Annotated in this window: 17 protein-coding genes; 13 read left to right on the top strand and 4 right to left on the bottom strand. The window is 63.1% G+C overall.

Translation table 11 applies throughout. The annotated features are described in order from the left end of the window. The first annotated feature begins 5 nt into the window (after positions 1-5). From AC1DVM_RS01435 to AC1DVM_RS01465, 7 genes are all read left to right on the top strand, one after another. Complete coding sequence (locus tag AC1DVM_RS01435) at positions 6-1,703, top strand: thiamine pyrophosphate-binding protein (RefSeq protein WP_477251386.1); 1,698 nt, start codon at positions 6-8, stop codon at positions 1,701-1,703. Positions 1,704-1,734: 31 nt separating this feature from the next. Next, positions 1,735-2,796, top strand: a complete 1,062-nt coding sequence (locus AC1DVM_RS01440; RefSeq protein ID WP_477251388.1) for a histone deacetylase family protein — start codon at positions 1,735-1,737, stop codon at positions 2,794-2,796. A 33-nt stretch (positions 2,797-2,829) separates the two neighbouring features. Further along, on the top strand, positions 2,830-4,260 hold the full coding sequence (locus tag AC1DVM_RS01445; protein ID WP_477251390.1) for an aldehyde dehydrogenase family protein: 1,431 nt from the start codon (positions 2,830-2,832) through the stop codon (positions 4,258-4,260). A gap of 84 nt (positions 4,261-4,344) precedes the next feature. After that, positions 4,345-5,016, top strand: coding sequence for a GntR family transcriptional regulator (locus tag AC1DVM_RS01450; protein ID WP_477251391.1), 672 nt, complete (start codon positions 4,345-4,347; stop codon positions 5,014-5,016). Between the two features lie 32 nt (positions 5,017-5,048). Continuing rightward, on the top strand, positions 5,049-6,293 hold the full coding sequence (locus AC1DVM_RS01455; protein WP_477251393.1) for a Zn-dependent hydrolase: 1,245 nt from the start codon (positions 5,049-5,051) through the stop codon (positions 6,291-6,293). A 175-nt stretch (positions 6,294-6,468) separates the two neighbouring features. Next, entirely contained in the window at positions 6,469-7,533 is a 1,065-nt protein-coding gene (locus AC1DVM_RS01460) for a phosphotransferase (protein ID WP_477251395.1), read from the top strand. Beyond that, complete coding sequence (locus tag AC1DVM_RS01465) at positions 7,530-8,855, top strand: aspartate aminotransferase family protein (RefSeq protein WP_477251397.1); 1,326 nt, start codon at positions 7,530-7,532, stop codon at positions 8,853-8,855. The genes AC1DVM_RS01460 and AC1DVM_RS01465 overlap by 4 nt, the downstream gene beginning before the upstream one ends. 29 nt (positions 8,856-8,884) lie before the next feature. Here the strand turns inward: AC1DVM_RS01465 and AC1DVM_RS01470 are convergent, their stop codons facing one another. The 4 genes from AC1DVM_RS01470 to AC1DVM_RS01485 all read right to left on the bottom strand — a co-directional run bounded on the left by AC1DVM_RS01470 (position 8,885) and on the right by AC1DVM_RS01485 (position 11,552). After that, on the bottom strand, positions 8,885-9,208 hold the full coding sequence (locus tag AC1DVM_RS01470) for a cupin domain-containing protein (RefSeq protein WP_477251398.1): 324 nt from the start codon (positions 9,206-9,208) through the stop codon (positions 8,885-8,887). A 105-nt stretch (positions 9,209-9,313) separates the two neighbouring features. Beyond that, entirely contained in the window at positions 9,314-10,237 is a 924-nt protein-coding gene (locus AC1DVM_RS01475; protein ID WP_477251400.1) for a DMT family transporter, read from the bottom strand. Further along, complete coding sequence (locus AC1DVM_RS01480) at positions 10,234-10,731, bottom strand: GNAT family N-acetyltransferase (protein WP_477251402.1); 498 nt, start codon at positions 10,729-10,731, stop codon at positions 10,234-10,236. The genes AC1DVM_RS01475 and AC1DVM_RS01480 overlap by 4 nt, the downstream gene beginning before the upstream one ends. After that, complete coding sequence (locus tag AC1DVM_RS01485) at positions 10,728-11,552, bottom strand: IclR family transcriptional regulator (RefSeq protein WP_477251404.1); 825 nt, start codon at positions 11,550-11,552, stop codon at positions 10,728-10,730. The genes AC1DVM_RS01480 and AC1DVM_RS01485 overlap by 4 nt, the downstream gene beginning before the upstream one ends. Positions 11,553-11,695: 143 nt before the next feature. On the opposite strand from AC1DVM_RS01485, the gene AC1DVM_RS01490 reads away from it, so the two are divergent. From AC1DVM_RS01490 to AC1DVM_RS01515, 6 genes are all read left to right on the top strand, one after another. Continuing rightward, positions 11,696-12,979: an ArgE/DapE family deacylase gene (locus AC1DVM_RS01490; RefSeq protein WP_477251406.1), complete on the top strand. Its 1,284-nt coding sequence runs from the start codon at positions 11,696-11,698 to the stop codon at positions 12,977-12,979. Between the two features lie 36 nt (positions 12,980-13,015). Beyond that, positions 13,016-13,921 (top strand): LysR substrate-binding domain-containing protein, encoded by a 906-nt coding sequence (locus AC1DVM_RS01495; protein ID WP_477251408.1) that lies wholly within the window; start codon positions 13,016-13,018, stop codon positions 13,919-13,921. 93 nt (positions 13,922-14,014) lie between these two features. Continuing rightward, positions 14,015-15,292, top strand: a complete 1,278-nt coding sequence (gabT, locus tag AC1DVM_RS01500) for a 4-aminobutyrate--2-oxoglutarate transaminase (RefSeq protein ID WP_477251410.1) — start codon at positions 14,015-14,017, stop codon at positions 15,290-15,292. Positions 15,293-15,476: 184 nt separating this feature from the next. Then, positions 15,477-16,733: an ABC transporter substrate-binding protein gene (locus AC1DVM_RS01505; protein WP_477251412.1), complete on the top strand. Its 1,257-nt coding sequence runs from the start codon at positions 15,477-15,479 to the stop codon at positions 16,731-16,733. An 89-nt stretch (positions 16,734-16,822) separates the two neighbouring features. After that, positions 16,823-17,563, top strand: a complete 741-nt coding sequence (locus AC1DVM_RS01510; protein WP_477251414.1) for an ABC transporter ATP-binding protein — start codon at positions 16,823-16,825, stop codon at positions 17,561-17,563. Beyond that, on the top strand, positions 17,550-18,260 hold the full coding sequence (locus tag AC1DVM_RS01515; RefSeq protein ID WP_477251416.1) for an ABC transporter ATP-binding protein: 711 nt from the start codon (positions 17,550-17,552) through the stop codon (positions 18,258-18,260). Before AC1DVM_RS01510 ends, AC1DVM_RS01515 begins: the two co-directional genes overlap by 14 nt. Positions 18,261-18,271 lie beyond the last annotated feature (11 nt).

Genomic DNA, 18,271 nt, shown 5'->3' on the forward strand with positions numbered 1-18,271 from the left:
ACACGATGCCCCCCCTAGCTGTCCGCTCCGGCGGCGAGATTCTCGTCCGCCAACTCATGATCAACGGCGTGCGCCGGGTTTTCATGGTCGCCGGCGAAAGCTTCCTGCCCTGCATCGACTCGCTTTATGCGCACCGCGATGAGATTTCCACCGTGTCGTTCCGGCAGGAGGGCGGAGCCGCCTATGCGGCGGAAGCGCATGGCAAGCTGACGGGCGAACCCGGCATCTGCTTCGTCACCCGCGGGCCGGGCGCGACCAATGCGAGCATCGGTGTGCACACGGCCTATCAGGACGGCACGCCAATGATTCTCTTCGTCGGCCAGATCGGGTCCGACACGGTTGAGCGCGACTGTTTCCAGGAAGTCGATTATCGCCGCATGTTCGGCTCCATGGCCAAATGGGTCGCGAGCATCGACCGTACGGACCGCATCCCGGAATACATCGCCCGCGCGTTCCAGGTTGCCCGGAGTGGAAGACCGGGGCCGGTGGTGCTGGCGCTTCCCGAGGACACTCTGTGGGGACAGGCTTCCGTCGCGGACGTCCTGCCGGGAGCCCGCGCACACGCCCACCCGGCGCCTGCCGAAATCGCCCGCCTCGCGGAACTTCTCGAACAGGCCGAGCGGCCCTTCATGATCGTTGGCGGCGCCGGCTGGAACGACGAGGCGCTGGCGAAGATGCGCGGCTTCGCAGAGCGTTTCGATCTGCCGGTCGGCGTCTCCTGGCGCCGCCTGGAATGCTTCGACAACCGACATGCGAATTTTGCCGGTCATGTGGGCTATGGAATGGACCGAAGACTCGCGCAGCGCATGGAGGATTCGGACCTCCTGCTGGCAGTCTGCACGCGTCTCGACGAGCCCACCACCGAAGGCTATGTCCATGTGACGAGCCCCGTCCCGCGCCAGACCTTGGTTCACATTCATCCTGATCCGAACGAGCTCGGCCGGGTCTATCGGGCGGAACTCGCCATGGTGGCCGATCCGACCGGCTTCAGCACCGCGGTTGCGTCGCTCTCGCCCAAGGCAACGCCTCGCTGGGCCGGTGCCGCGAAGGCGGCCAATGCGGAGTATCAAGCGACGCTGGAGCCGGGACCGATGCCAGGCGAAACGAATCTCGCCAAAATTTCCGCCTCGCTCCGCGACCGCCTGCCGAAGGACGCGTGCATCACTCTCGGAGCCGGCAACTTCGCGCTGTTTCCGCACCGGTTTCTACAATTCTCCGGGCCGGGCACGCAGGCCTCGCCGGTCTGCGGCGCGATGGGATACGGGCTCCCGGGCGCCATCGCCGCGAAGCTCGCTTTTCCTGAACGTGTCGTCATCTGCTACGCGGGCGACGGCTGTTTCCAGATGACCATGCAGGAGCTTGGTACCGCGGCGCAAAGCAAGCTGGGGATCGTCATTCTCGTCTTCAACAATGGCATGTGGGGCACCATCCGGCAGCACCAGGAGCGCGAATACCCGGCACGCGTGTTCGGTCTTTCGCTGACCAACCCCGATTTCGCCGCGCTTGTGCGTGCCTATGGCGGACACGGGGAGACGGTCGCGCGGACGGGAGATTTCATGCCCGCATTCGAACGTGCGCTCGCCTTCGCCGAGCGTGAATCGATGCCGGCGCTCATCGAAGTGCAGTACGATCCGAACGGTATCACCCCCGACACCACACTGGCCGCGGTGCGGGATGCGGCGCTGACGCGGGCCGGCGCCTAATATCAAGACCATGCAACAGGAGCGAAGCTCGATGCGAGCGTTCTTTCATCCCGATCAAAGTCTGCACGACCCCCAGCAATTCATGCAAGTCGGCCGCATTCGCGATCCCAAGGACTTGCCGAGCCGCACGGAGGCGCTGCTGGGCGCGCTCGCGAAACGCGGCGTTTCGCCGGAAAAGCCTGCCGATTATGGCGTGGGGCCGGCCCTGACGATCCACACGCAACCCTTCGTGGATTTCCTGCAGAGCGCCTACGAGCGTTGGCGCGCGGTTCCGGAAGCGGGGCCGGAAGTCCTGCCCAATGTCTCCCCCTATTGGAACGGGCGCCCCGAATGGCAGAGCCGCCCCCCATGCCGCTCCAACTGGATCGTGGCTGAAGCCGGCTATTATCTCGGTGACCTCGCGGTGCCGATCGGACCCAACACGTGGACGTCCACAATCCGGTCCAGTCATACTGCGACGGCCGCAGCGGATGCGATCCTCGCCGGCGAAGCCGTGGCCTATGCGTTGTGCCGGCCCTCCGGCCACCACGCGCGTACCGATCGGGCCTCCGGCTTCTGTTATCTCAACAATTCGGCGATCGCGGCACAGCGCCTGCGAAGCCGCTACGCCAAGGTGGCTGTGCTCGACGTGGACGCGCATCATGGTGACGGAACGCAGGAGATCTTCTATCGCCGCGCCGATGTGCTGACCGTGTCCGTCCATGTCGACCCGAATTCCTACTACCCGTATTACATCGGGTACGCCGATGAGCGCGGGCATGGCGATGGCGAGGGATACAACATCAACATTCCGCTTCCGCCCAAAGCCAACGACGCGACCTTTCATGCCGCAGTCGAAGAGGCAGCGATGAAAGTCCGCGATTTCGGCGCCGAGGCGCTCGTCGTGGCTCTCGGCTACGATAGCCATCGGGAGGATCCGATCGGCTTGCTGGACGTTTCGACGGAAGGGTTTCGCGGCATCGGCGAACGCATCCGCGCCATCGGCCTGCCCACCGTTGTGGTGCAGGAGGGCGGATACCAGATTTCGGTGATCGGGGATTGTCTCGGGCAGTTCCTTGACGGACTTCTCGAAAACAAACCTTATGGCGGCTAAGCGGTATCGCTCCAGTTTGGAAGGAAACAGGCAATGACACAGGCTCTCCAGTTCTACATCGACGGATCGTGGGTTTCTCCAGTCGGGAGCGCAACGCTCGAGGTCGTGAACCCCGCCACGGAGGAGGCTTATGCGCGCATCGCGATGGGCGAAAAAGCGGATGTCGACAAGGCCGTCGCAGCGGCGAAGCGCGCGTTCGGTTCGTTCTCGCGCAGCTCGCGCAAGGAGCGGGTGGAGCTCATGGAAAGCGTGATCGCCACCTATAAGAAGCATTACGACGAGATGGCAGCCGCAATCTCCGACGAGATGGGTGCACCGCTGGGCTTTGCCAAAGAGGCCCAGGCGGCGGCGGGCCTCGGGCACCTGGCGCAGGTTCTCGAGGTTCTCAAGACTTTCGAGTTCGACGAGATGATCAACAACGCTCTGATCACCCGTGAGCCTATCGGGGTCTGCGGTTTCATCACACCGTGGAACTGGCCCATGAACCAGATCGCCTGCAAGGTCGGTCCGGCGCTCGCCACCGGCTGCACCATGGTGCTCAAGCCAAGCGAAGTGGCGCCGATGTCGGGCGTGCTGTTCAGCCAGATCATGCACGAAGCGGGCGTTCCGGCCGGCGTCTACAACATGGTCAACGGTGACGGCCCGACGGTCGGCCAGGCGCTCTCGACGCATCCCGACATCGACATGGTGTCGTTCACCGGCTCGACGCGCGCAGGCATCGCGGTTGCACGCGCGGCCGCCGACACGGTGAAGCGCGTGTCGCAGGAACTCGGTGGAAAATCGCCCAATATCATCCTGCCGGATGCGGATTTCCTCCGGGCGGTCACGCACGGCACCCGTCAGTGCTTCAGCAATAGCGGCCAGTCGTGCAACGCACCGACGCGCATGCTGGTGCCGGCAGACCGTCAGGAGGAGGTCATCGAGATCGCTCGCAAGATCGCTGAACAGACGGTCGTGGGCGATCCCCGTGCTGCGACGACTACCATCGGACCGGTCGTCAGCAAGGTGCAGTTCGAGAAGATCCAGGCTCTGATCGAGGCGGGCATTGCCGAAGGCGCGCGCCTGGTTGCGGGCGGGCCGGGCCGGCCGGAAAATCTCAACCGCGGCTATTACATTCGCCCGACTGTCTTTGCCGACGTGCGCAACGACATGACGATTGGTCGCGAAGAGATTTTCGGACCCGTGCTGTCGATCTTGCCCTATGACAGCGAAGAGGAAGCCATCGCGATCGCCAACGATACGGTGTACGGCCTTTCGAGCTATGTCACGTCCGGCGATCTCGATCACGCCCGCAAGGTCGGTCGCCAGATACGCGCCGGCATGGTGCATCTCAACGGTGCCCCCGGTGACGTCGCGGGTGCCTTCGGCGGCTACAAGCAATCCGGAAACGGCCGCGAATGGGGCAAGTTCGGCTTCGAGGATTTCCTCGAGGTCAAATCGATGTTCGGCTACCAGGCCGCGTGACCATCGAACGGGATCGAGGCACGACTCGCGGCCTCGATCCCGAAAAAAAGGAGGGCGCAATGTCAACGCAGGCGGGATGCTGTCGTGGATTTTGAATTCAAAACCATCGACCATAGCAAACTGGGTGAAGTGGTCTATCAGCACATCGCCGAGGCGCTGATCAAGGGCGCCTTGAAGCCGGGCGAACGACTCAAGATCCGCGACCTGGCGCACGACATGGGAACCAGCGTAACCCCTGTGCGCGATGCGATCCTCCGCCTTGTTCATGAAGGCGCTCTGTTGTTGAAGAGCCCGCGCGACATCCGCGTACCGGTCCTGCATCAGGACCGGTATCTGGAGATACGCACCATCCGACTGAAGCTGGAAGGGCTGGCGGCAGAGCGGGCTGCCAGCAACGCATCGGCCGCCGACATCGGACGCCTGGAACGGCTCATCGACGACAATGAGCGCGCTCTTTCGCGGAACGAATTCGCGCGCGCCACCGAAAGCAATCAGATCTTCCACTTCGAACTCGCGAACATTGCCGCCATGCCGATTCTGCGGGGCATACTGCAAAATCTCTGGCTTCAAATGGGCCCGGTCATCGCCGCCGCCTATGAAGGCGGGGGGCGGACCATGATCGAACACCACTACATTGTGCTCGATGCCATCCGCCGGCATGATTCCGTCTCGGCCAAGAACGCCATCCGGGAAGACATCCTGGGCGGTGGCGGCGTCATTCTTCACAGCAACATCCTGAGCAGCAACGACGCGTGAGCGGTCCGCATTCACCGAAGGTTTTCAACGTCATGGCTTTTTCCACTTCCACCCGCGTCAACCTCGACCGCTTCTGGTCGACGATCGAGCGCTCGGCCGAGATCGGGCGCGGCCGCGAGGGCGGACTATCGCGCCTTGCGCTCAGCGATTCCGACAAGGCTGTCCGCGATGTGTTCGTGGATTGGTGTCGGGAGGCGGGGCTCGCCGTGACCGTCGATCGCGTCGGTAATATTTTCGCACGCCGGTCCGGGCTGGACGACACATTGCCGCCTGTTCTAATGGGGAGCCATCTCGATACCCAGGCAAATGGCGGACGGTTCGACGGGATCGTAGGAGTTCTCGGCGCACTCGAAGTTATCCGCACCCTGAATGACCTTGGGCACCAGACGCAGCGGCCGATCGAGATCGTCAATTGGACGAACGAGGAAGGCGCGCGTTTCTCCCCGCCGATGACGGCCTCCGGATGCTTCGCCGGCGCGTACGAACTCGATTGGGTTCATCAGCGCCCGAGCGACGACGGCGCGACGTTTGGCGAGGAGTTGCGACGCATCGGTTATCTCGGCGATGCCCCAGTCGGCGGCCGGGAACTCGATGCCTATTTCGAACTTCATATCGAGCAGGGCCCGATCCTCGATGCGGAGAAGACGCAGGTTGGCATCGTTACCCATGCGTACAGCTCGCGCGGATTTTTTGTGGAATTCAACGGTGAGACGGCCCATGCGGGACCTTGTCCGATGGAGCGTCGCCGCAACGCACTCGTGGCAGCAGCTCGCCTGCTTGTCGCCGTGGACGATATCGGGTGGGATTACGCCGACACCGGCGGCAAGGCGACCGCGGCGCGAATGACCGCTTGGCCCAACAAGGCCGGCATCGTGTCGGACTGGGCGCAGGCCTTCTGCGATGTGCGCCACGACGACCCGACGGTCGCAGCCGTCATGGCCGAACGGGTCGAGCGCGCGGTGGGCGTTTCGGCCGCCCGCGCGGGTTGCACAGGCAAGGTGTTCGAGCGCTGGGACTGGGGCGGCGCCATCTTCGACCCGCAGATGATCGCCGACATCCGGACGCACGCTGAGGCTCTCGGATATTCCACCCGCGACCTGCCGAGTCAGGCAGGCCACGACGCCTATTTCCTCGCGCGGGTCTGCCCCGCAGCCATGATCTTTACGCCGTGTCAGGGTGGCATCACCCACAACAACAATGAGCGCGCTACCCGCGAAGACCTGGAGCCCGGGTTGAACGTCCTGTTGCATGCCGCGGTCGGCCGGGCGGATCGTTAGAACGTCCAGACGACATCGTTTGCCGCGCGCTGTGCGGCAAACTCCACTCGCGTGCGACTCGATCCTACGATGTATCCGCGTCGCGCCCGGCCCCGTTGGGTTCAAGAATCACACCGGCATCTCTTGAGTAAAAATGATGCATCATGCATCATGACAAAAGCGCCGAGGAGTTCCCATGACAACCACGCAGACCTCCGATATCGCTTCGCTTCTGGACACGGTTTCGCCCGCACTTTCGCTCGACGAAGTTGACGGAATCGCACGAGATGTTTTCGGCCTCACTGCGCGTGTCTCCGAGCTGACAGGCGAACGTGATCGAAACTTTCATCTGCAAGTGGGCGACGAGCATTATGTATTGAAAGTCAGCAACCCGGCTGAAAGCAGAGAGGTGATCGACTTTCAGACTCGCGCTCTCCTCCATATCGCACAGGTCGATCCGGGTCTCCCCGTGCCCCGCCTGGTACCGACGCGGGCTGGTGCTGCAGAATGGGTGTTGATGCGAGGACACGAGGCGCCGCGCGTCGTCCGCGTTCTCTCGTTCCTGCAGGGAGTGCCTTTCCACCGCGTGTCGGCCGCCCCCATGCTGAGACGCAATCTGGGCATGGCGACGGCGCGCCTGGACCTTGCGATGCGCGGCTTCTTCCACCCTGCCGCGGGCCACGAACTGATGTGGGACCTGAAACATGCAAGTCGCGTGCGCGACCTTCTCGTTCATATTCAGGACGAAGCGCGACGCGCGTTGGCCCAGCGCTATCTCGACACCTTCGAAGTCCACGCTTTACCGAAGCTGCCACATCTGCGCGCTCAGGTGATTCACAACGATCTCAACCCGCATAATGTGCTGGTGTCGCCCGATGACCACAGCCGGATCGCCGGCATCATCGATTTCGGCGACATGGTCCACGCGCCGCTCATCAACAATCTGGCGGTGGCGGCCGCTTATCAGCTCGCGCCAGACGGCCATCCGCTCGAGACAGCCGCCGAGATGATTGCTGCCTATCACGGCGTGCTGCCGCTGGAACCAGAAGAGCTCGACATCCTTTTCGACCTCATCGTGACGCGCATGGTTCTCACCGTCGCAATCACCGGATGGCGGGCTGCGCGGTATCCCGAGAATGCCACCTATATCCTACGCAACAATCCCCAAGCTTGGGCCGGTCTTGCACGTTGCAATGAGTTGAGCCGTACGGAAGCGCAAGCCTACCTGCGGAAGGCCTGCCAAGCGGAGCGACCGATATGACGATGATCAATGCCTACGATCCCGCCAATGCGGGTCACCTGCCTGTGCAACAGCAGGAGATGATCGCGCGACGGCGGCGTCTTCTCGGCCCGGCCTACCGGCTCTTCTACACCGAGCCCGTTCACGTCGTGCGCGGCGATGGCGTCTGGCTCTACGATCCCGAGGGACATGCCTATCTCGACGTCTACAACAATGTGGCGTCGGTCGGCCATTGCCATCCGCACGTGGTCGAGGCGCTCTGCCGACAGGCCGGCACGCTCAACACCCATACGCGGTATCTGCACGATTCCGTGCTCGATTATGCCGAACGGTTACTGGGCCACTTTCCTTCCGCGCTCGGGCACGTGATGTTCACCTGCACCGGCAGCGAGGCGAACGATCTGGCGTTTCGCGTGGCCAAGGCACATACAGGCGGCACCGGCTTCATCGTCACGCAATATGCCTATCACGGCGTCACCAACGCCATTGCCGAGATGTCGCCTTCTCTTGGCAGCTCGATGAGGCTCGGCGACCACGTTCGCACGGTGCCGGCGCCGGATGCCTATCGAAACAGCAGTCAGGATGTCGGCGCGCTGTTCGCTGGTCATGTGCAACGCGCGATCGACGACTTGCGTGCCAACGGCATCAAGCCGGCGGGATTGATCGTCGATACGATTTTTTCAAGCGATGGCGTTTTCACCGATCCTCCCGGCTTCCTCACGGAGGCCGTCGCGGTCATGCACAAAGCCGGCGGGCTCTTCATCGCCGACGAGGTTCAGCCGGGATTTGGCCGGACCGGCGGCCAGATGTGGGGTTTCCAGCGCCACGGAATCGTGCCCGACATCGTCACACTCGGAAAGCCGATGGGCAACGGGCATCCCATGGCGGGCATGGTGGCGCGTCCGGAGATCTTGGCAGAGTTCGGCCAGAATCTGCGCTATTTCAACACGTTTGGTGGAAATCCCGTATCGGCGGCGGTCGGAATGGCGGTGCTGGACGTCATCGAAAACGAAAACCTTGTCGAGAATGCCGCGAAAGTCGGCGCCCGTCTTCGCGTCGGCCTCGAGGAATTGGCGAAGGCGCACGCGATCATCGGCGACATCCGTGCAGCCGGCTTGTTCGTCGGCGCCGAGTTGGTGCGCGATCGGCGTACACGCGAGCCTGCGACGGAAGAAACCGCCCGCGTCGTCAACGGGCTTCGCGCCCGTCGCATCCTGATCAGCGCGGCGGGACCGGCTGCCAACGTGCTCAAGATCAGGCCGCCCCTCGTTTTCTCGAACGACAACGCCGACCTATTCCTCACCGCACTCGACGAGGTCCTGAGGGAAGTCGCGGGTCGCTAGGCGAGACCCGCGACGTGGAAACCGAGTAATCAGGCGGAGGCCTGCGAGAGAGCCTCCGGCTGCTTGACCTCGATTTCGACGAACGCGATCGGGTGCTCTGATCCGTTCATGACATCGTGCTCGATGCCGGCAAAGCGCATATAGGATTGCCCGGCGACGAGCGGCACGTCCCTCGCCGATTGACCATCATGGATTCTGAGTATTCCATCCGTCAGCATGATGACGAAATAGGGCCATTCGTGCCGATGCCAGCCGGTTACCGCGCCAATCGGAAAATCCCATCGGGTGATACGAATGGTCGTGTCGTCTTGCTGTACTGTCGGGACAGCAGGGATCGTGCATTGAAAAGCCATGTTTCTCTCGTGTGACAAAGAACCGACAGGTGTATTCTTCGGTTTCGGTGGGGGATGGTCCCAACATCGCGCACGCGATGTCGACCGGCGGCATTTCGCGCAACGTCATGGTAGTGCTCGCCCTGAACGTCGAGCGGGGATGAGTACGGTCGCGGCAGCGCCGATCACCAGAACGAGCCCGATGAAATCCGCCAGCGTTGGTTGTTCACCGAGCAGCAGCATCGCCCCGTAAACCCCGACCGGAGGAACCATCAACGTTCCAAGGCTCGCAGTGCCGGCCGGAATACGCGCCAGGATGGCGAACCAGAGAAGATAGGCAAGCGCCTGTGACAGAAGCACGTGGTAGAGGAACGCCATGATCGTGGCCGTCTGAAGCGCATGCGGCAGAGGCACACCCTCGAACGCGAGCATGCCGCACGTGGCGCAGACGGCGCCGACGAGGATTTGCCAAGTGGCGATGGTGAGGGGCGGCGCCGCGACGGGAAATCGTTTGCTGACGATGGTGCCGAGAGCCCAGCAAATTCCCGCCGCCAGTGACAGCAACACTCCGGTCGTGAGCTCACCACTCCGCAGCAACGGCCACCCGAGTGCCACCAATCCGCCCGCCCCGAGCGCAAGCCCGAGGCATCGTCGCCGGTCGAATTTCTCGCCCAACAGGAAGCGCGCAAAGACGACGGTCCAGATCGGCATCGTGAATGTCACGATTGCGGCTCGCGACGTGGGGCCGGAAAGTTGTGCGAATGTCAGCAGAATATTGAAGGCCGCGATCGAGAGAAATCCGGCGCCGATCAGTCGCGCCCAATGGTCGCGCCTTACAGCAAGCGAGTCGCCACGCATAATGGCGACCGCCGCGAGCAGGGCGCCGCCGAGGCTCATGGCGCTTGCGCGAAACGCCCAAGGGCTGATCTCGCTCAGCACGATCTTCACCGCGGGCCAATTGAATCCCCAGAGCAGCGCAAGGAGAGGGATCGCCGCCTTGTAATAGGCGGCTGACAGGGCAGGTCGGGATGCACGCGCTTCGATTTTCAAGGCGTCTTGATCTCGTAGGTGAGCCATTTCGTGCGGTCCGCGATGCGATCATAGGCCGAGCGGGCACGATAATTGTCGTCGGCGGTAATCCAGCGGACAACCGTCCAGCCCCGACCGCGGCCGACTTCGACGACGGCGTCGATCAGCGCCTGCGCGGCGCCGGAACCGCGCGCATCGGGCGCCACGAACAGGTCATCCAGAAAGCCACCCGTCGTCGCGGCCAGCGGACGCGCGAAGGCTCGAAAGTGAGCAAGGCCAATGGGTCGATCGTTCTGGTCGAGGGCAACGAACCCCTCTACCTCATGTGCGGGATCCTGCAGCCATGTCCAGACGGTCGCACGCATTTCGGGTGTCTGCGTGACGCGGTAAAATTCCGCGTAGCCGGCATACAGCTTCTCCCAGACGTCGCGGTGTTCAGGCGACACGCCGACAACGCGGGGCATCATCGCCTTTACCCCAACCGCCGCACCCGATGTGCTGCTGGTCGCATTCATGGTTTCCTCCCCTGTCGTCGATCGACTTCCGTATGATGGGTCTGCAGCCTGGTCCCGATCCGTTCGGCTGCGTCTTTGAGTACCTTGAGATGCCGTGTCGCGGCATTCGCCACGATATCGGCAGTGAGGCCGGTGATGCTGAGTGATCCGGCGAATACTCCGCTGCGGTCCAAAATGGGCACGCCGAGCGCCGCGAGGCCGACATAGAAATCGTCCTTTGCCAGTTCCCACCCTCTTTGACGAATGGTTTTCGCGGCTTTCCGCAGTTTTGCGGGCGAAGTTTCGCTGAACGCCGTCCGCCGGGGCATTTCGGCCGCGAGGCTTCGCTCGCGTTCCTCATCGTCGATAAAGGCGAGCACGATCCGAGGACCGGCACCGCAATTGAGCGCCGCGCGCGCACCGACGGCGAACCAGGTGGTGTCGATATGCAGCCGCGGGGCACGGACGCGATCGACGCACAAAGCCGCGCTCTCGTGGGGAATCCAGAGGAACGCGGATGTAGCCGTTGCCTCCGCGACCTCCCCGAGGATGGCTGACGCAATTTCACGCAGGTCGGATCCCACCTGCACCGCGGAGGCAATCTCCAGAATGGTGGGGTCGAGCATGTAATGCTGTGCGCGCGCATCGAAACCGACGACGCCCGTCACGATCAGCGTGTGGAGGAGGCGGCGGGTGGTTCCCTTGTCGAGGGCGGTCGCCTGGGCAAGCTCTGTCAATGTCAGGCGCGGTCGATCGGGCGCAAAGGCGCGCAACAATGCGACTGCCCGCGCGACGGCGCGCACCTCCGGCACTCCGGGCTTCCCGGGAAACCGAGGGAGCATGTCGGCTTCGTCTACCACCGGTCCGGAAACTCCTCTGAGTGCCATCCAATGACACAGGCAGTCATACCTTGACACAAGTCGGACCCCTTGCAAATACTCGCTTCCTCACCGTAATCCTGTACCCGTCTGATGCGAGCAAGCCCATGACCCTGGACGCCGACCTCCGTGACAAAATCATCGCCTCCGTCGAGGCGGGCTTTGCCGATCAGCTGGCCTTCACGCAGGAGATGATCCGTTTCCCGTCCGTGCGTGGCGCCGAACACACCGTGCAGGATTTCGTATTTCGCCAGCTGTCCGACCGTGGCTACGTGATGGACCGGTTCGAGATGGATCGCGCCGCCATCGAAAGTCACCCGGGTGGATCGCCCTGGTCTGAGGAGCATTCGGAAGCGCCGATCGTCGTCGGGATTCATCGCCCGCGGACGGAGGCCGGTCGCTCGCTCATTCTTCAGGCTCACGTGGACGTGGTCCCCACCGGACCTGCCGAGATGTGGACGCATGCCCCGTTCGACCCGGTGATCGACGGGGATTGGATCTACGGTCGCGGTGGAGCCGACATGAAAGTGGGCCACGCGGCGAATATTTTCGCGATGGACGCCTTGCGCCGCATTGGCCTGCAACCGGCGGCGACGGTTTATGTCCAGTCCGTCGTGGAGGAAGAATCCACCGGAAACGGCGCACTCATGACCCATCTGCGCGGCTACAAGGCGGACGCGGTTCTCATTCCCGAACCGGAAGAGGAAATGTTGGTTCGCGCCAATGTGGGCGTGGTGTGGTTCCAGGTCGAGGTTCGCGGTCATCCGGTGCACGTGCGTGAGATGGGAGCGGGCGCCAACGCCATCGACGCAGCCTACCGCGTCATCGCCGAACTACGCCGGATGGAAGAGGAGTGGAACACCCGCAAGGCGGGGCGCGAGCATTTCGAGAACGAAGCCCACCCCATCAACCTCAACGTGGGCAAGATCGAGGGTGGCGACTGGGCCTCGTCAGTCCCCTGCTGGTGCCGGCTTGATTGCCGGATCGCCATTTATCCCGGCACCTCGGCCGAACAGGCCGCCCAGGAAATCCGCGACCGTCTCGGCGCGTTCGCGCGGTCGGATGCCTATTTTGCCAACAATCCCCCGCTGGTGACCTTCAACGGTTTTCACACCGAGGGTTACGTGCTGGCGCCCGGCTCCGAGGCCGAATCCGTGCTTGGCCGCGCCCACGAGGCCGCCACCGGCAAGCCGCTCGAAACGTTCATGACGGCAGGCTATCTCGACGCGCGCGTCTATGCGCTTTACGATAAGATTCCGGCGCTTTGCTACGGTCCGAGCTCGCAGAACATCCATGGATTCGACGAGCGCGCCAGCATTGCGTCCATCAAACGCATCACCACCGCGATGGCGTTGTTCGTCGCCGAGTGGTGTGGAGTTGAGGCGGCATGAAATGAAGTGGCGTCCGATGACAGACCCGTCTGAGGCGTGAAAAACGCGCGGCTTCCCCCTCTTGTCGCTCTGCGCGCCTTCGACGCGGTCGGCCGACGGCAAAGCATCCGTGCCGCCGGCGACGAACTGGCGGTCAGCCATACGGTCGTGTCGCGGCATCTTCGCAACCTCGAAGATTGGCTTGGCGTCAAGCTTGTCGAAGCCCGTGGTCGCGGGCTCGTCCTCACCGCCGAGGGCGCGCGCTATCACGCTCAGATCGGCCGTGCGTTCGACGCCATCGCGCGGGCGACCGCGGATCTGCGTCCCACCGCCCGACGCAGCCTTGCAATCTGGTGCTTCCCGGGTCTCGCCAATCGCCGGTTGCTGTCGCGCCTGCCGGCATTGGAGGCGCGGCTCCCCGACTGGGAAATCATGTTGCACCCCACCCTTGCCCGCTCGGATCTTTCGCGCGGCGAGGCGGATGCGGAGGTCGTCTATCTGGACGAGGTCGAAAGCAATGAGCGCGTTCGGGCCGAACTTCTTGCGCGGCCCCGGGTCTTTCCCGTCGCAAGCCCCACCTTCATGGCCCGCTATGCGGGGATCGAGACCATTCCGGATCTCTTGCGACTGCCTTTGATTCACGAAGATTCGACCGATCAATGGGGCCGGTGGCTCGACCTTGCGGGCATCCCTGTCCCACAGGCGCTCAGCGGTCCGCGACTCTGGCATGCGCATCTCGCCATCGAAGCGGCGCGCCTCGGACAGGGCGTCGCGCTGGCCAACGAGATGCTGGTGGAGGATGATCTGAAAAGCGGCGCCCTGATCGAAGTCGTGCCGTCGGACATCCGCCTGTGCGGATACTATCTCGTCGCGCCTGCGCCGCGCTGGGACGAGCCCACGATGGTTGCGTTGCGGGCGTGGTTGCACGAACTCTCGATTTGCGCGGAGGGCACCGGTGCCTAAAAAGCACCGTTCCGACGCAAACTAAGCAGTTGTTAACCCGGGTGCTTGTCGCGAAGCTGTCGCCACATTGCACTGAACACGTGGAGCGGACCGATGACCACTAATGCAGATCTTTTCGCGCGGAGACAGGCCGCGGTGGTTCGCGGCGTCGGAAACGCGTCGCCCATCTCGGCCGCCCGCGCTCTCAATTCTGAAATCTGGGATGTCGAGGGCAAGCGCTACGTCGATTTCGGCGGTGGCATCGCGGTTCTCAACACCGGACATTGTCATCCGCGCATCATGGAAGCGGTTCGCAAGCAGCTCGATTGCTTCACCCATACCTGCTTCCAGGTCATGATGTACGAGCCCTATATCGAGCTTGCCGAGCGCCTCAACGCGCTCGCGCCGATCTCGGGAGCCGCCAAGGCAAGCCTCTTTACGACCGGCGCCGAGGCGACCGAGAACGCCATCAAGATCGCGCGTGCCGCGACCGGCCGTTCGGGCGTCATCGCCTTCACGGGCGGGTTCCATGGCCGCACGATCATGGCGATGAGCATGACGGGCAAGGTCAACCCCTACAAGAAGGGTCTCGGCCCTTCGGTTCCGGAAGTCTGGCATGTGCCCTTCCCGGTGCCGCAGCATGACGTGACGGTCGAGGATTCGCTTAAGTATCTGTCGTTTCTCTTCAAGGCCGACATCGACCCGTCGCGCGTCGCGGCCATCATCATCGAGCCGGTTCAGGGCGAAGGCGGGTTTCACGCGGCGCCGGTCGAACTGATGCGGGCGTTGCGCCGCATCTGCGACGAGCATGGCATCATCCTCATCGCGGACGAAGTGCAGACCGGTTTCGGCCGCACCGGCAAGATGTTCGCGATGGAACATTACGATGTCTCGGCGGACATGATCTGCGTGGCCAAGAGCCTCGCGGGCGGCTTCCCGCTCTCGGGTGTCATCGGCCGTGCGCCGATCATGGATGCGGCAGAGCCCGGCGGTCTCGGTGGCACCTATGCGGGCAACCCGCTGTCGTGCGTCGCCGCGCTCGCCGTTCTCGACGTCTTCGAGGAAGAGAAGCTTCTCGACCGCTCGAACGCCATCGGCCAGCGCCTGAAGGCAGGCCTCGAAGCGTTGCAGCGGCGCAACGATCTGCTGCCGATCGCAGCGATCCGCGGCCCCGGCGCCATGATCGCGTTCGACATCGTCAAAGAGCGCGGATCCGACGCGCCGGATGCGGCCGCAACAAGCCGCGTCACGAAAAGCGCTTTTGAGAATGGTCTCGTGCTCTTGTCCTGCGGCACAAACGCCAACACGATCCGCATTCTCGTTCCGCTGACGGCGTCGGACGCCATTATCGACGAGGGACTCGGGTTGCTCGAGAAGTCGCTGGCAGCCTGACACGCTCCATGAAGCGCCGATGCAGGACCGTGTGGTCCTCCGCGCTGTTTGCGCTACGGCGTTAATGATCTCGCGAGATCCGCGTGTGGATCTCGCGCTGTCGCGGAGCTTGGCTTCGCGGCCCTGCCTCGGACGACGAGAAGCGGCTCCATGCCGCCATACACAGTTGCAACGGAGGGAAGTTATGCGAGTAGCGACAACACTACACAGGCGAGCCTTGATGCTCGCGGCCGGGATGAGCGCCCTGTGCTTTGCGGCATTACCAGGCTATGCGGCGGAGCCCGTGAAGATCGGCGTGGTGGCGCCCCTCACGGGTCCCGCGGCGAATTCGGGCATTTCCCTGCGCCAGGGTATGGAGCTTGCCGCCGAGGAATGGAACGCCAAGGGCGGCGTCACCATCGACGGCCAGAAGACACCCATCACGGTGATCTTCGAGGATTCCCAGTCGCGTCCGGAAGTCGGCGTCAGCGCCGCCCAGAAGATGATCAACCGCGACAAGATCGACCTGCTGATCGGCGAGGCGTTCCACAGCTCCGTCACCATTGCGCTGATGGAGCTCGCCTCCCAGTTCAAGCTGCCGATCCTCAGCGGCGAGCCGGTCAGCACCGAGATTTCGAAGAAGGTCGAGGCCGACCCGGAGAAATACAAGCTGTTCTGGAAGGGCGACTTCAACAGCGAGGCCTATGGCGAAGCGTTGCGCGACGTCTACAAGAGCATCGCTGCTGGCGGCAACTTCAAGCCGAAGAAGAACACAATCGCGTTCGTCGTGGAAGACACGGATTACGGGCGCTCGAACGCTCAAATCACCGCCGACCTCTTCAAGAAGGAAGGCTGGAATGTCGTCGCGCTTGAAACCGTGCCGCTCGGACATGCCGATTTCTACCCGCAGCTCACCAAGATGCGTTCGCTGCAGCCGGATGTGCTGGTTTCGATCTTTACCTCGGTGAATTCGGGGGCCGGACTCGTCAAGCAATTCCAGGAGCTTGGCGTGAGCGCCCTGCATCTGGGCGTCTACTACCCGCTGCGTTCCGAGTTCTTCGACCAAGCCGGAGCCGCCGCCGAAGGCCTCGTGTGGGTGCCGATGCAGTATGATGTGGAATCGAACAAGGAGCACGCCGCGTTCGACAAGCTGATCAAGGACAAGTTCAAAACCGCAGGCTCCTCCGACCATGCGTTCGGTCACGGCATTCTCAATGTCGCGCTCGGCGCGATCGAGTCCGCCGGCTCGCGCGACGCGACGAAGATCTCGGATGCGATCGGCAAGACCAATTACAAGGGCGTGCACGGCACCTGGGCGTTCGACCAGAAGAACCACACGGCGAAATCCGGTGCGGATTTCATCCCGGTTCCGGCCGCGCAAATCCAGGGCGGCAAGAATGTGGTGATCTGGCCGGAGGCACGTGCCGCCGGCAAGTACCAAAGCCAGCCGAACCTGCGCTAAACGCGCCAACAGAAACGGGAGAGGCCAGAACGCCTCTCCCGTTTCTTTCGTTAAACCGCGTCCGTCCGACGGAACCAGGCATCAGCAGCATGACGAATATTCCTCTTCTCGAAACCAAGAGCGTCCGAAAGGTCTTCGGCGGCGTCGTCGCCCTCAAGGACGTGTCGTTCGGCGTGTCGGAAGGCGAGATTCTGGGGCTGATCGGACCAAACGGCGCCGGAAAGACCACGCTGTTCCACGTCATCGCCGGCAAGGAACAACCGACGAGCGGAACGATCACCTTCCGCTCGAAAGATATCACCGGCCTTCGCCCGGATCAGCGCTGCCATCTCGGCATTGCACGCACCTTCCAAATTCCGCAGCCCTTTTCGCAGATGACGGTGTTCGAGAACGTCATGGTGGCGCTGCATTTCGGTGCGGGCGAACACGCCCGCCCTCTGGAGGATGAGGCCTCACACATACTCAGCCGCGTAGGTCTTGAACGCTGGGCATCCGAGGAATCGGCATCGCTGCCGCTGGGCGCGCGCAAGAAGCTCGAACTGGCGCGCGCGCTCGCGACAAAGCCGACGCTTCTTCTGCTCGACGAGGTGATGGGCGGCCTGCGGCCGAACGAGATTACCGAGATCATGGAAACGATCCGGGAGGTGCGCGCGTCTGGCGTCACCATCATCATGATCGAGCACGTGATGCGAGCCGTCATGGGCCTCGCCGATCGAATCATCGTCCTGCACCACGGCGAGCTGATTGCCGAGGGTTCTCCCGCGGAGATCACCCAGAACGAAGCCGTCATCGAAGCTTATCTCGGGGGGGCGACGCATGTCTCGGCTTGAACTCAGCGGCGTATCGGCCTTCTACGGTGACGCCCAGGCTCTCTTCGATATCGACCTTGTGGTGGAGCCCGGCGAGATCGTCGCCATCATCGGCTCGAATGGTGCCGGCAAGACGACCGTGCTTCGCACCATCTCGGGTCTGGTAAAGCCACGCAACGGCAGCCTGCAATATGACGGCCGCGACCTCGCCTCCGCCACTGCCTGGTCGGTGGTTTCCAGCGGCATCGCGCATGTTCCCGAGGGGCGCCGACTGTTTCGCGAAATGAGCGTGCAGGAAAATCTCATGATGGGCGCCTATCACCGCAACAACGTGGCGGATGGAAAGGTCGACCTGGAGCGCGTCTATACCCTGTTCCCGCGGCTGGCCGAGCGGCGCGACCAGCTTGCCGGCACGATGTCGGGCGGCGAACAGCAGATGGCTGCGATCGGGCGCGCGCTGATGGCTCGGCCACGGCTTCTGCTCCTCGACGAGCCTTCGCTTGGTCTCGCGCCCAAGATCATCGAGACGGTGTTCAAGACCATTCGTGAGATCAACGCCGACGGCGTGGGCATCGTCCTCGTGGAGCAGAGCGCACAGCTCGCCCTGGAGACTGCGCAACGCGCCTACCTGATGGAGAACGGCCGTATCGTGAAGTCCGGCGACGCCTCCGCTCTCATGAATGACGACGCCGTGCGCGAAGCCTATCTGGGCCTCTGAGCGAGCCTGCA

Source organism: Microvirga sp. P4_A5 (assembly GCF_056402495.1).